This window comes from Paracoccus ravus (assembly GCF_004522175.1).
Lineage (GTDB): Bacteria > Pseudomonadota > Alphaproteobacteria > Rhodobacterales > Rhodobacteraceae > Paracoccus > Paracoccus ravus.
The window spans coordinates 187,806-202,038 of the sequence record NZ_SDEB01000005.1 but is presented as its reverse complement, the minus strand read 5'-3'; the positions used below and the strand labels follow the sequence as shown (position 1 = coordinate 202,038).

Annotated in this window: 8 protein-coding genes; 3 read left to right on the top strand and 5 right to left on the bottom strand. The window is 65.2% G+C overall.

The window, feature by feature from the left end; translation table 11 throughout:
• Positions 1-39: 39 nt before the first annotated feature.
• Together ahcY and ESZ60_RS06575 are read right to left on the bottom strand one after the other, a co-directional pair.
• Positions 40-1,470 carry an adenosylhomocysteinase gene (gene ahcY, locus ESZ60_RS06580; protein ID WP_425331307.1) on the bottom strand — a complete coding sequence of 477 codons (1,431 nt, stop codon included), beginning with the start codon at positions 1,468-1,470 and terminating at the stop codon, positions 40-42.
• Between the two features lie 33 nt (positions 1,471-1,503).
• Positions 1,504-1,947: a hypothetical protein gene (locus ESZ60_RS06575; RefSeq protein ID WP_134679615.1), complete on the bottom strand. Its 444-nt coding sequence runs from the start codon at positions 1,945-1,947 to the stop codon at positions 1,504-1,506.
• A 155-nt stretch (positions 1,948-2,102) separates the two neighbouring features.
• Between ESZ60_RS06575 and ESZ60_RS06570 the strand changes: the two genes are divergently transcribed.
• The 3 genes from ESZ60_RS06570 to ESZ60_RS06560 all read left to right on the top strand — a co-directional run bounded on the left by ESZ60_RS06570 (position 2,103) and on the right by ESZ60_RS06560 (position 9,548).
• Positions 2,103-3,029: a glucokinase gene (locus tag ESZ60_RS06570; protein ID WP_245155600.1), complete on the top strand. Its 927-nt coding sequence runs from the start codon at positions 2,103-2,105 to the stop codon at positions 3,027-3,029.
• A 91-nt stretch (positions 3,030-3,120) separates the two neighbouring features.
• Complete coding sequence (locus tag ESZ60_RS06565) at positions 3,121-5,019, top strand: autotransporter assembly complex protein TamA (protein ID WP_134679614.1); 1,899 nt, start codon at positions 3,121-3,123, stop codon at positions 5,017-5,019.
• Complete coding sequence (locus ESZ60_RS06560) at positions 5,019-9,548, top strand: translocation/assembly module TamB domain-containing protein (protein ID WP_134679613.1); 4,530 nt, start codon at positions 5,019-5,021, stop codon at positions 9,546-9,548. The genes ESZ60_RS06565 and ESZ60_RS06560 overlap by 1 nt, the downstream gene beginning before the upstream one ends.
• Before the next feature lie 20 nt (positions 9,549-9,568).
• Here ESZ60_RS06560 and ESZ60_RS06555 read toward each other — a convergent pair whose 3' ends face one another.
• The 3 genes from ESZ60_RS06555 to ESZ60_RS06545 all read right to left on the bottom strand — a co-directional run bounded on the left by ESZ60_RS06555 (position 9,569) and on the right by ESZ60_RS06545 (position 14,227).
• Positions 9,569-10,231 (bottom strand): response regulator, encoded by a 663-nt coding sequence (locus tag ESZ60_RS06555; protein ID WP_167620077.1) that lies wholly within the window; start codon positions 10,229-10,231, stop codon positions 9,569-9,571.
• Between the two features lie 188 nt (positions 10,232-10,419).
• Positions 10,420-13,029, bottom strand: a complete 2,610-nt coding sequence (locus ESZ60_RS06550; protein WP_134679611.1) for a DNA translocase FtsK — start codon at positions 13,027-13,029, stop codon at positions 10,420-10,422.
• A gap of 4 nt (positions 13,030-13,033) precedes the next feature.
• Positions 13,034-14,227: an aminotransferase class I/II-fold pyridoxal phosphate-dependent enzyme gene (locus tag ESZ60_RS06545; protein ID WP_134679610.1), complete on the bottom strand. Its 1,194-nt coding sequence runs from the start codon at positions 14,225-14,227 to the stop codon at positions 13,034-13,036.
• Positions 14,228-14,233: the final 6 nt, after the last annotated feature.

Below are 14,233 nucleotides of genomic sequence, written 5' to 3'. Positions count from 1 at the left end.
GCTGCGGTCATATGGCAAGAAAAACCGCAGCCCTGCCGGTCAGTAGCGGTAATGCTCGGACTTGTAGGGGCCTTCCGGGGTCACGCCGATGTAATCGGCCTGTTCCTTGGAAAGGGTGGTCAGCTTGACGCCGATCCGGTCCAGATGCAGGCGGGCGACCTGCTCATCGAGATGCTTGGGCAGGATGTAGACGCCGGGCTGGTATTCGTCGCCCTTGGTCCACAGCTCGATCTGGGCCAGCACCTGGTTGGTGAAGCTTGCCGACATCACGAAGCTCGGATGGCCGGTCGCATTGCCGAGGTTCAGCAGACGGCCTTGCGACAGCAGGATGATGCGATTGCCCGAGGGCATCTCGATCATGTCCACCTGGTCCTTGATATTGGTCCATTTGTGGTTCTTGAGCGCGGCGACTTGGATCTCATTGTCGAAGTGACCAATGTTGCCGACGATGGCCATGTCCTTCATCTCGCGCATGTGCTCGATGCGGATGATGTCCTTGTTGCCGGTGGTGGTGACGAAGATGTCGGCGGTTGCGGCGACGTCTTCCAGCAGCACGACCTCGAAGCCGTCCATCGCGGCTTGCAGCGCGCAGATCGGATCGACCTCGGTGACCTTCACGCGGGCACCAGCGCCGCGCAAGCTGGCGGCCGAGCCCTTGCCCACGTCACCATAGCCGCAGACCACGGCGACTTTGCCCGCCATCATCACGTCGGTGGCGCGGCGGATGCCGTCCACCAGCGATTCCTTGCAGCCGTACTTGTTGTCGAATTTCGACTTGGTGACGCTGTCATTGACGTTGATCGCCGGGAAGGGCAGCAGGCCCTTTTTGTGCAGATCATACAGGCGGTGAACGCCGGTGGTGGTCTCTTCCGAGACGCCTTGGATCGCGTTGCGCTGCTTGGTGAACCAGCCCGGCGATTGCGCGAGGCGCTTCTTGATTTGCGCGAAGAGATATTCCTCCTCTTCCGAGGTCGGGACGGCGATCAGATCGGTCTCGCCCGCTTCGACACGCGCGCCCATCAGCACGTACATGCTGGCATCGCCGCCATCGTCGAGGATCAGATTCGCGGTGCCTTCGCCGAACTGGAAGATCTGGTCGGTATAGGACCAATATTCCTCGAGCGTCTCGCCCTTGATGGCAAAGACCGGGATGCCCGAAGCGGCAATCGCGGCGGCGGCATGGTCTTGGGTCGAATAGATATTGCACGAGGCCCAGCGGACCTCGGCCCCGAGCGCCACCAGCGTCTCGATCAGCACGGCGGTCTGGATCGTCATGTGCAGCGAACCGGCGATACGCGCGCCTTTCAGCGGCTTCGTCTCGCCGAACTGGGCGCGCAGCGCCATCAGGCCCGGCATCTCGGTCTCGGCGATGTCCAGTTCCTTGCGGCCGAAATCGGCAAGGGTAATGTCTCGGATGATATGATCGGTCACGGCTCTGCCTCGGGCGAATGGGAAACTTGACCCGGCCATATCATTCGGGGCGATTTTCTGCAAATCGCCCGGTCAGCGCAGCAGCCCTGCCTGGACGAAGTAGCGCCTCGGACCCTGATCCGCGCTGAAGCCGATCCCCGAGGCGATCACGCAGCTCGTGGCATCGGGGCGCTCGAGAACGACGGTCCAGGTACCCATCATGTCGGAACCCCAAAGCGCCGTGTCCGAGCCGTTGGTGGCGACCTTTTCCTCTTCGAAATCCTCGCTCAGGGACTGCGCGATCTCGTCGCTCGCCGCGCACCACGGCTGGTCCGCCGTGGCCTGATCGGACACGGGCAGTTCGCGCGCCATGTCGCGCACCGCGCGGGGCTCGGTTCCCGCAATCGCGGACCAGCCGCGGGGATTGGCCCGGTTTTCCTCATGCGTGACCAATTCGGCGCTGGCAGGAACGGATGCGAAGGAAAGGACTGCGACAAGGCAGGTCAGGGCGGTGTTGCGGATGGATTTGCGGGCCATTGTCTTACCTCTCGCTTGCGCGGTCTTGCAGCGACATAACAGGCGAATGCCGGGGCAGGTTCCGCGCGGGCCGTCACGGTAGCCGCGATGCGAGCGCTAGCAAGGCGCGATCCGATCCCCTAAAAGGCGGTAAAACGCAGGGGTTGAAGGAGCGGATGATGACGATCTTGCTGGCGGATGTTGGCGGCACCAATGCGCGACTGGCGCTTGCCGATCGCGAGGGAATCCGCGCCGAGACGATCACCCGTTTCCGGGGGGACGATCACGCATCCTTTGACGAGGTGATCGGCCTTTTTCTGGACACGCAGGGCGGCCCCGAGATCGAAGCGGTCTGCGTCGCCGTCGCCGGTCCCGTCTCGCAGGGGCGGGCGCGGCTGACCAATCGCGACTGGGATTTCAGCGAGGCGCGGTTGATCGAACTGACCGGAGGCTATCGCGCGCGGCTGATCAACGACCTCTCCGCCTTGGGCTATGCGACCCCGGCTTTGTCGGGCGAGGCGGCGGGCTTCCTGCGCGAGGGGCCGGGCACGGTGCTGACCAATGGCCAGCGCCTTGTCGTCAATGCCGGCACGGGCTTCAACGTCTGCGCGGTCAAGGTCCTGCCCGGCGGCGGTATCGCCTGCTTCGAGCATGAAGAGGGCCATACGAGGTTGCCGCTTTCGATCTGGACACCTCTGGTCGAGGCACTGGGGGCACGTGCCTCGGCCTTCGATTCCGTCGAGGAGCTTTTTGCCGGGCGTGGCCTTGCGCGGCTTCATGCCGAGCGCACGGGAACCGGGCCGATACGCGCCGAAGCCGTGGTCGAGGCCGCCGATCGCGGAGACGCCGAGGCGGCGGCGACCTGCGATCTCTATGCCCGGCTGTTCGGCCTGCTCTGCCGCGAACTGGCGCTGCGCTTCATGCCGATGGACGGGATGTTCCTCGCGGGCAGCGTCGCACGCAGCGCCGCCCAGAGATTTCCGATCTTCGAGGCGGCATTCCTCTCGGACCCGCTGATGGCGCGTATCCCCCAGGCCGTTCCGGTCGGGATGATCCGTGACGACATGGCGGCGCTGCATGGCTGTCTTGCCGCAATTGAGTGAAGTTTTGCCGACACCTGCCCCTTGAGACTGGATTTTCGGCGCGCTTGCCTGCAAGATTCTGGAAAACAATCTCGAGAACAGGCAGGCGAGGATGAAGCGAGCTCTGACGGCAGGTACCGCCGCCATATTCCTGCTTGGCGTGAGCGGCGGTTTCGCCTGGGCGCAATCCTCCGGTCCCTTCTCGGCAGTCTCCTCGCCATTTTCTGGACTTTTCGGCGGGTCAAAGGGCAACGAGGCCTCTCCGGTCGATATCGACATTCTGGTGCGCGGCACCGATGAGGATATCCCTCCCGCGATCCGCAACACCTCGCTGCTGATTTCGGCCCAGAACGAGGGGCGCGTCACCGGTCAGGACATTCTGGCGGCGGCACGGGGCGATTATGCGCGCTTTCTTGGCGTGCTCTATGACGAGGGCTATTTTTCGGGCGTGATCGACATCAAGCTGGACGGGGTCGAGGCTGCGACCATCGCGCCCTTGGATGCGCCGGAGGTCGTCCGCAAGGTGCTGGTCGTCATCGACCCCGGCCCGCGCTTTCGCTATTCGCGTGCCCAGATCGCACCGGTGGCGCGCGGCACGGAACTTCCCCCCGATTATCGCAGCGGCGCGGTGGCCCGGACCCGCGACATGAAGACCGCCGCGACCTCGGCCGTTGCGGGCTGGCGCGATGTCGGCCATGCCAAGGCCGAGGTGACCGAGACCGACATCACCGCCGATCACGCGACCAACCTCATTGACAGCCGCATCGCGCTGGACCCCGGCCCCGCGCTGCGCTTTGGCAACCTGCAGGTGCGCGGGAACCAGCGTCTGACGACACGCCGCCTCTACAAGATCGCGGGCTTTCCCGAGGGCGAGCGTTTCGACCCGGAACTGCTCGAGGATGTGCGCAAGCGGCTGCGCCGCACCGGCATATTCTCGGCCATCACCCTGACCGAGGCGGATTACGTCAATGCCGACAATACGCTGGACGTGGATCTGCTCGTGGCCGAGCAGAAGCTGCGCCGCATCGGCGGCGGCTTCGAATTTTCCAGCATCGACGGGCTCAACCTGACCGGCTACTGGATGCATCGCAACCTGCTGCGCGGCGGCGAAAGACTTCGCGTCGATTTCGATGTCGAGGATATCGGCTCGGACCTGACCGGCATGGATTACGGCCTTGGTATCCGCCTCGACCGGCCCGCGACCCTGCATCCCGACGTCACCGGCTATGTCATGGCCGAGGTCACCAGCGAGGACGAGGACGATTACGACCAAAAGACCGGCACCTTCGGTCTGGGCTTCACCTATATGCATAATGACGAGCTGACCGCCGACATTGCTCTGCAGTTCCGCGCGCTTCAGGTCGATGACGAATCCGGTCGCACGAATTTCCGCCTCTTGGCGCTGCCCATGTCGGCGACATGGGACCGCCGGGACGAGCCGACCGATGCCAAGCGCGGTTTCTGGATCTTTGGATCGGCCACGCCGTTCTATGGTCTGCAGGACGAAACCGGCAGCGGCGCGCAACTGGTCGCCGAGGGGCGCGGCTATTACAGTTTCGGCACCGAAGACCGCTTTACCCTGGCCGGCCGCTCGCGTCTGGGGACGGTTCTGGGGCCGGAAATCGACGAGGTGCCGCGCGACTACCTGTTCTTTTCCGGCGGCGGCGGCACGGTGCGCGGGCAGCCCTATGAATCGCTTGGCGTCGATGTCATCGAGGGCGAGACCGATTTCGTGACGACCGGCGGCATGAGCATCGCGGTCCTCAATGCCGAGGCCCGGATGAAGATCCGCGAAAAGCTGGGCCTCGTGGCCTTTGTCGATGCCGGTCGCGTCTGGGAAGAGAACGGCTTTTCAGGCGAGAGCGACTGGCATGCCGGGGCGGGTTTGGGCGCACGCTATGAAACGCCGATCGGGCCGTTGCGCATCGACGTGGCCTACCCGCTGGGCGGGGGCTATGATGAGGAAGGCGGCGGCACACAGCTTTATATTGGTCTGGGGCAGGCTTTCTGATGTTTCATGGTTCGGCACTGCGGCTTCTCGTCCTGATCTGGCTGTCGCTGTGGCTGCCCTTGGCCGCCGGGGCACAGGAAACCGACGCCAATGCCGACAGCGCCGCCGAGATTTCCCAGGAAACCGAGGATGACAAGGGTTTCATCACCCGCTTTCTCGAAGAAAAGCTTTCGGGCGCAGGCCGTCAGGTCGTGATCGACGGGTTTCGCGGCGCGCTTTCGTCGCGCGCGACCTTCGAGCGCATGACCATTGCCGATGATCAGGGTATCTGGATCACGCTGGAGAACGGGGCGATGCAATGGCATCGCGCCGCGCTCTTGCGGGGGCGCGTCAATATCGACGAGCTTTCGGCCGAAAGGGTCATCCTGCCCCGTCTTCCCGCAGGCGGCGAGGCCAGCGCGGCGACCCCCGAGGTGCGCGAATTCTCTTTGCCGCAACTGCCGGTCGGGCTGCATATCGCCAATCTCGATATTGCGCGGGTGGAACTGGGACAGCCCGTCATCGGACAAGAGGCGGTGATTTCCGTGACGGGCGCAATGAACCTGGAAGGCGGCGAGGGCGATACGAACCTGACCATCGACCGGGTGGACGGACCGCGCGGCAGGTTCGGGCTGATCACGGCCTTTTCGAACGAGACGCGAGTTCTCCAACTTGACCTGCAACTGGACGAGGCCGCGAATGGCCTGTTCGCCAATGCCGTCAAGATGAACGGCCGCCCCGCGGTCAAGGCCGAGATTCAGGGCAATGGCCCCTTGTCGGATTTCGTGGCGGATATCGGGCTGGAAACCGATGGACAGCCTCGGGTGGCGGGCAAGGTCGAGGTCAATTCCGAGGCCCGCGACGGGATCGAAGGCACCGCTTTCCGCGCCGATCTTTCGGGCGATCTGTCGCCGATGATCGCGCCCGACCGGCAGGAATTCTTCGAAGGCCAGTCGGTGATCCGGGCCAATGGCTGGCGCGGCAGTGACGGTCGCCTGGCGATTCCGGAACTGACCGTCTCGACGGGGGCGCTGGATCTGCAAGGCAATGTCGAGACGAATGCGCAAGGCGCGCCCCAGAAGGCGCAACTGACGCTTTTGTTGGGCCGCGACGCGGGCGCGACGGTGCTGCCGGTCAGGGTCCCCTTCGGGCAGACGGAAACGACGGTCAATTCAGGCAATATAGAACTGGATTACGACGTCGCCCAAGGCGCGGGATGGCAGTTGACAGGGCGACTGGGTGATCTGGTCCGTCCCGATCTGAGCCTGTCCGAGGTGCGTCTTGACGGCAGCGGGCGCGTGGTCCTGACGCCGGAACAGGCATTGCAGGAAGTGCGCGGCTGGGTCGCCTTTGGCGTCGATGACGTGGTGCCAAGTGATCCGGGCCTTGCCCAGGCACTGGGCGACACGCTCAATGGCGGGGTGAATTTCGCGTTTTCGCCCGGCAATGCGCTCGATCTCTGGGGCATGAACATCAATGCCGACGAGTTTCGGCTGCAGGGCGATCTGGATGTCTCGGGCCTGCGCACCGGGCTTGCGCTGTCGGGCGATGTCACGGCCCAGCACTTGAACATCGCCACGCTCTCGACGCTCGCCGAACGGGATCTGGCCGGCAAGGCCAATGCCCAGATCAAGGGGCGCTATGTCCTGCTCAGCAAGGCCTTTGACGTTCAGGCCAGCGTCGAGGGAACGGATCTCAGCGTCGGGCAGGAACAGGCCGACCGGATGCTGGCCGGAGCGTCGCGGATCGAACTGGACGCCAAGCGCGACAGTTCGGGGATCGAGCTGCGCAGGTTGCAGGTCGATGCCCAGAATCTGACTGCGCAGGCGCAGGGCTTTGTCAGCAGCTGGGCCAGCGACGTGACCGCCCGTGTCACGATGCCGGATCTGGCCGTCGCCGATCCCGATTTCGCGGGCGGGCTCGAGGCCGAGGTCAAGCTGACCGGTGCCGCGCGGCAGCGCATGGTCAACGTGACCGGCGAGGCCAGCGATCTGGTCCTGGGCATCCCCGAGGTGGACGGGTTATTCAAGGGCCAGACCGCGCTGAATATCGACCTCCTGCAGGTCAACGGAGCCTATGAGCTGCAACGCTTCACGCTGTCGAACCCGCAGCTTGAGGCCGAAGGGTCGGGGCGTTTCAGCCAGAGCGAACTGGACGGCAGGCTCAAACTTACGATGCCCGATCTGGCCGTGCTCGGGCGCGGGTTCTCGGGTGGTTTCACGGCCGAGGGCACGGCGTCGCAGGTTGGCAGCGCACGCAAAATCGACCTTGTGGGGCAGAGCACGGATCTTCGCTTTGGCCAGCAGGACGTGGATGGCGCGCTGTCGGGCGTGACCGATCTGAGATTGCGGGCCGAGCAGAACGGAGAGGAGATCACCGTTCAGCAATTCGATCTGACGAACCAGCAGGTGACCGCCTCGGCTGCGGGCCGGATCGCCCCCAGCGGAACCGATCTGACCGGGAAGGTCGATGTGAAATCGCTCGCGACATTCGGGCGCGGCTGGCGCGGCGCTTTGGCGGCCAAAGGCAGTTTCAAGGATGATGGCACGGGTGCCCGGCGTCTTGACGTGACCGGAACCGGGCGCGATCTGTCCTTTGGCCAGACACAGCTCGATGGGGCTCTGGCGGGCGAAACGGCACTTGCCGTGACCGGCGTCGAGCGGGACGGCACTTTCACAATCGAGACGGCGCGCGTGGAAAACGCCAGCCTGAACCTGACGGCCGAAGGCCGCCTCGGCGCAGGCACGACCGATCTGCGGGCCGATCTGAGCGCCTCGGACCTGCGCTTTCTGGGGCAGGGCTTCCGGGGCGCGGTCGAACTGAGCGGCACGGTGCGGGACGAGGCGGATGGCGGGCGCGCGATTTCGGCGCGCGGCACGGCGCGGGGTCTGGGGATCGGCGACCCACGGGTCGACAGCCTGCTGGCGGGGCAGACCAGTTTCGACCTCGCGGCCAGCCAGAATGCGGATGGCAGCCTGACCGTCAGCCGGCTTCAGGCCGAAAATGGGCAACTTCGCATTTCGGGCGATGGCAGCCCGGCCACCGGGCTCAATCTCGACGCGCGGCTCAATGATCTGGGGCTGCTCGTCGCCGGTTTTCCCGGTCCCGCCACGGTCGCGGGCACGGTCCGCAATACCGGGGCGGGCTATCAGGTCAATCTGGATGCGACCGCGCCGGGCGAAACCCGCGCCACGATCACCGGCACCGCCGCCGGGGATGGCTCGACCATGGATCTGCGGGTCGAGGGCAGCAGCAATGCGGCCGCCGCCAATCCCTTCCTGCGCACCCGCAGCATCGAGGGGCCGCTGAGCTTTGACATCAGGATGAATGGCGCGCCCTCGCTCGAGGCGTTGAGCGGGCGCGTGCAGCTTTCGAACGGCCGTTTGGCCGAGCCGCGTTTTGGATTGGCGGTGGACGCGCTCAATGCGACGGCTGCGCTGGACCGAGGCCGGATCAATGTCGATATCAACGGTCAGGTCGAGGCGGGCGGAACGATCTCGGTCAGCGGCCCGATCACCCTGACCGGGCAAAGGCCGATGGATCTGACCGTGCGTCTGGCCGATGTGGTGCTGCGCGACCCCAGCCTTTACGAGACGCGGGCGACCGGCACGATCCGGATCGGAGGCTCGCAGGCGGCCGGGCCGCTGGTGCAGGGCAGGATCGATCTGGGGCGGACGGAATTCCGGATCCCTTCGACCGGGCTGGGCGGGGCAAGGTCGATCCCCGACATGACGCATCTGAACGAGCGTCCGCCGCAGCGCCAGACCCGCGCCAAGGCCGGGCTGATCGAATTTCCCAGCGACGCGTCGCGCGCCGTCGGCATGAGCGCGCCCCCGGCGACGCCACCCGCGATCCCGGCACGCTTCGACCTGACGATTTCGGCCCCCGATCAGGTCTTCGTGCGGGGCAGGGGGGTCGATGCCGAACTGGGCGGCGAGATCCGGCTGACCGGTAATGCCCGCCAGCCGATTCCCGTTGGCGCGCTCGAACTGATCCGGGGCCGTGTCGATCTCTTGGGCAAGCGCTTCGATCTGACCGAGGGGCTGGTCGAGATGCAGGGTAGCCTGATCCCGGTGATCCGCCTGGTCGCGGAATCCGAGCAGGACGAGATGACCGCGCGGATCATCATCGACGGCGATCTGCGCGATCCCGAGATCACCTTTGAATCTTCGCCCGAAATGCCCGAAGAAGAGGTCCTGTCACAGCTTCTGTTCGGCCGGGGTCTCGACAATATCAGTGGGCTGCAGGCCGCGCAGCTGGCCAGCGCCATTGCGACCTTGGCCGGGGCGGGGGGCGATGGCATCGTCTCGCGGCTGCGGCAATCGACAGGGCTCGATGATCTCGACCTGACCACGGATGACGAGGGCCGGGTATCGGTCCGGGCCGGGAAATACCTGTCCGAGAATCTCTATACCGACATTCAGGTCGGCGACGAGGGCAAGACCAAGCTGAACCTGAACCTCGACATGACGAAAAGCCTGACCGCGCGGGGTTCGGTGGCGAGCGACGGGGAAAGCACGCTGGGCCTGTTCTACGAGCGGGATTACTAAAGGCCGGGGCGGCCCGGCTTTTACACCGCGCGGCCGGGATCGCGTGGCTCCGGGCGGCTCTGAATCATCGCCAACAGATCGACCGGCGATGCGGTGGCCCCCGTCCCGCCGATATTTCGGACCTTGGCGTCATATTCCGCGGCATTGCGCCGTGACGTATAGACAACGAACGGCAGTTCAAGACCGCGGCCCCGCACGGCCAGCAGCAATTGCAGGCCGGCATCTGGGACATATCCCTGCCCCTCGCGTCGGCCCATGTCCGAAATGATGACATCGACGGCGTGACGGCTCAGGAAGGTCATTGCCTCGGCTGTCGATGTTGCAAGCTCTACCGTAAAGCCCTTGTCCTTGAGCTGCGCGATTTCCAGCGCGTTTCCGGTCGGGTCGTCATCGACCCAAAGCAAGGCCCGGCTTGGCGCGGGCGCAGGAGGGGCTGTCGATATCTCGGCATCCGGCACCTGCTTGCGCAGCGCGATGATCTGGTCTTGAAGGTCGCGGATCTGCGTGGCGATCTGATCGGTGGCCTCTTGCGCGGAGATCTCGAGACCCGCGAATTTCAGGGTGAAGGCGCGGGATTCGATCAGTTTGCGAATGGTCGGAAAGATTTTCCACAGAAAGACCAGCAGCACGACCTGCCACAGGATCCACGTCACGTCCCGGATGAAACTGGCGACTTCCTGCATGGACCGACCCGTTTCCGCATGAGGCTCTGACCTGCCGGCGGCGTGCAAATCCGCCGGGACACTGACCAGAGATGCGACCAGAATAGGCATGCCCCACACCCGCTGTCCATCCGGGCTCTGGTGCGCGGATGGAAAAGGGGGCGGCTGCGGATGCAGCGCCCCCCGACTTCTGAAAAGATCCGAGCCGCTCAGACCTCGGGGATCAGGACCTCGCGCTTGCCGACATGGTTCGCGGGGGTGACGACGCCCTGTTCCTCCATCTGCTCGACGAGGCGGGCGGCCTTGTTATAGCCGATCGCCAGCTTGCGCTGGATGTAGCTGGTCGAGCATTTGCGGTCCTTGGCGACGATCGCGACGGCCATGTCGTAAAGCTCGGCATCCCCGCCTTCGCCCGAGGACAGGCCCAAGACCTGGTCGATGCTGTCGGCGCGCTCTTCGTCCGGACCTTCGACGACGCCCGACATGTAGCTGGGCGGGCCGAAGGATTTGAGATGGTTCACGACCTCCTCGACCTCTTCATCCGAGACGAAGGGACCGTGGACGCGGGTGATTTTCGAGCCGCCCGCCATATAAAGCATGTCGCCCATGCCCAGAAGTTGCTCGGCCCCCTGTTCGCCAAGGATGGTGCGGCTGTCGATCTTGGACGTCACTTGGAAAGAAATCCGGGTCGGGAAGTTCGCCTTGATCGTGCCGGTGATGACATCGACCGAGGGGCGCTGCGTGGCCATGACGATATGGATTCCGCTCGCCCGCGCCATCTGGGCAAGACGCTGGATGCAGGCCTCGATCTCCTTGCCCGCGACCATCATCAGATCGGCCATCTCATCGACGATGACGACGATATAGGGGAAGGTCTCGGGCTGGAATTCCTCGGTCTCGAAGATCGGCTCGCCGGTATCCTCGTCGAAGCCGGTCTGGACGGTGCGCTTGAACATCTCGTCCTTGGAAAGCGCCTCGCGGACGCGGCCGTTATAGCCCTCGATGTTGCGCACGCCCATCTTGGACATCTTGCGATAGCGCTCCTCCATCTCGCCGACGACCCATTTCAGCGCGACGACGGCCTTCTTGGGATCGGTGACGACCGGGGAAAGCAGATGCGGGATGCCGTCATAGACCGACAGTTCCAGCATCTTGGGGTCGATCATGATGAGGCGGCACTCCTCGGGGGTGAGCTTGTAGAGCAGGCTTAGGATCATCGTGTTGATCGCCACTGATTTGCCCGAGCCGGTGGTCCCGGCGATCAGCAAGTGGGGCATCTTCGCGAGGTTCGCGACGACCGGGCCGCCGCCGATATCCTTGCCAAGCGCCAGCGGCAATGGCTGCTTGCCTTCGGCATAGGCGGGCGCGGCGAGGATCTCGCGCAGCACGACCTTTTCGCGTCGGGCATTGGGGAGTTCGATGCCGATGACCGAACGGCCCGGCACGGTCGAAACACGCGCCGAAAGCGCCGACATCGAACGCGCGATGTCGTCGGCCAGCCCGATCACCCGGCTGGCTTTCAGACCCGGTGCGGGTTCCAATTCGTAAAGCGTGACGACGGGGCCGGGGCGGACATCGGTGATCTGGCCCTTGACGCCATAATCATCGAGCACCGCTTCCAGCATGCGGGCGTTTTCCATCAGCGCCTCGGGCGGCAGCGTGTGGCGCTCGACGGTCGAGGGCGCGGTCAGCAGAGAAAGCGGAGGCACCTCGAAATGGGTCGCGGGCGCATTGCGGGCCGGGGTCGGGCGGCGCGGCGCGGGGGCGGTGCGGGGAAGCGGGGGCAGGGCATCCTCGTCCTCGTCCTCATCCTCGTCATTTCCGGGCGGCGCGGCCTCGATCCGGCTGCCCCCCGAGAGGCGTGCGGCGACCTGCGACAGGACCGAGGGTTTCTCGACGGGCTGTTCGTTCCGCGATCGGATCGCATCGGTGATCCGCGTGGTGATCTGGGCGTCCGAGGGGCGCTCGTCGTCATCCGCGTAATGCGTCTCGTGTTCGACCAGTTCGGATTGCAGGTCGTCACGGTCATCCTCGGGCGGCGGGGCCGGCATCCGCACCCGCGGCGCGTGGATGCGCGGCTGCGGCAGATCGGGTGCCGAGGCCCGCGCGCTGCGTTCGCGGCGCGCCTGCGCCTGTGTCCTGATCCGACCGGCGGCCCCCGAGGAGGCCCGCGCGCCCCGGTCGACGACAAGCAGCAGCAAGAACTTTGCGGTGCGCAGCCCCGTGCTCAGAAAGCGCGTGATCGCGGTCAGTTCCTGACGGTCGAAGCCAAGGACAAAACTCAGCCCGGCCAGCGAGCACGCAGCCGTGAGCAAGGCGAGGATCTTGATCGAGATCGCCGGTTTCAGCGGCATGATCGAAAGCGCCGCCCCCATGCCCATATCGCCGAAAAGCCCGCCCAGGCCTGAGCCCTGCGTCCATTCCGGCGGCGGCGTCAGGGTTGCGGCGTAGAAGGTGACAAATACCAGCGGGATCGGCAGGAAGAAGCCGCGGGTATAGCGCTCTTCGCCCCGATGCAGCAGGAAGCGCAGCCCCCAGACCACAAGCGTCACGACCAGAACCCATGCGCCATAGCCCGCCAGCATGAAAAGCGCCGAGGCGAAATAGGCGCCGGGGCGGCCCAGATAATTCTCGGCCGCCTGATCGGTCGCGGACATCATGCTGGGATCGTCCGGGGAATAGCTGACCAGCATCATCGCAATCGCGGCGGCCAGGATCACCACCGCGGCGCCGACAAGCTCTTTGCCCCGGCGTTCCAGCGCCGCCTGGGTGGATTGGTCGAAGAGCGGATCGCGATGTTTCGCCTGCCAGCTCGCCATTCGGTTAGCCCCCTTTATACAAGCAGTTCTTCAGGCGGTTCAGCGCCGCCTCGGTCGGTTCGGCCGGATCGACCAGAGCGACGCGGATATAGTCCCGGCCCGGATTGCCCTGACCCGTGTCGCGCGAGAGATATGCGCCGGGCAGGACCTGGATGCCCGCCTCGGCCCAGAGTTTCTTCGCGGCATCCTCGCCGGTCCCGATATGTTCGGGCACGCGCAGCCACAGGAAGAAGCCGCCCTGCGGCGACTGATAGCCCGGCATATTGCCCAGCACCCGGTCGGCCACGGCATATTTCGCGTGATAGAGCGCGCGATTTTCATCGACATGGGCCTCATCGGCCCAGGCGGCGGCGCTGACGCGCTGCGCCGGCAGCGAGAGCGGCGCGCCGGAATAGCTGCGCAGCCGGCGCAATTCGGCGATCTGCGCCTTGCCGCCCGCCGCAAAGCCCGAGCGCAGCCCCGGCAGGTTCGAGCGTTTCGAGAGCGAGTTGAACATCACCACCCGATCCGCCAGACCCATCCGCGTCGCCACGGCCAGCGCGCCGGGCGGAGGCACGTCGCGCCAGATCTCGGAATAGCACTCATCCGAGAAGATCAGGAAATCATGGCGATCGGCCAGCGCGATCAGGCGTTCGAGGTAATCCTCGCTCGCGACCGAACCCTGCGGGTTGGCGGGCGAACAAAGATAGGTGATCGCGACGCGGTCCAGCACTTCGGGGTCGAGCCTGTCGAACATCGGCAAAAAGCCGGTCTCGGCGGTGGCCGGGACAAAGATCGGCTCTGCCCCGACGGCGGCGGCGGCGACGGCATAGACCTGATAGAAGGGATTCGGGATCAGGATTGCGGGGCGCGCGCCGTTCTTGGTTTCCGGGCAGAGCGCGAGCGCCGCGTTGAAGAGCCCCTCGCGGGTGCCGTTCACGGCTGTGATGCGGGCCGGTTCGACCTCGATGTTGTGGCGGCGCTGGATCCAGCCCGAAATCGCCGCAAGCAGGTCCGGTATCCCCTCGTTCGAGGGGTATTTGCCGAATTCATTGATATGTTCCGCCATGATGCGGCCGGTGAATTCGGGCACGGCGTGACGTGGTTCACCAATGGTCATAACGACGGGATCGGCCGCGGGCGAAATGCCCGCGAGCAGCGTCCGCAGGCGCGGGAACGCGTATTCCGGCAGGTTCGAAAACCGCTCGGGTAGTGCCATGACTGC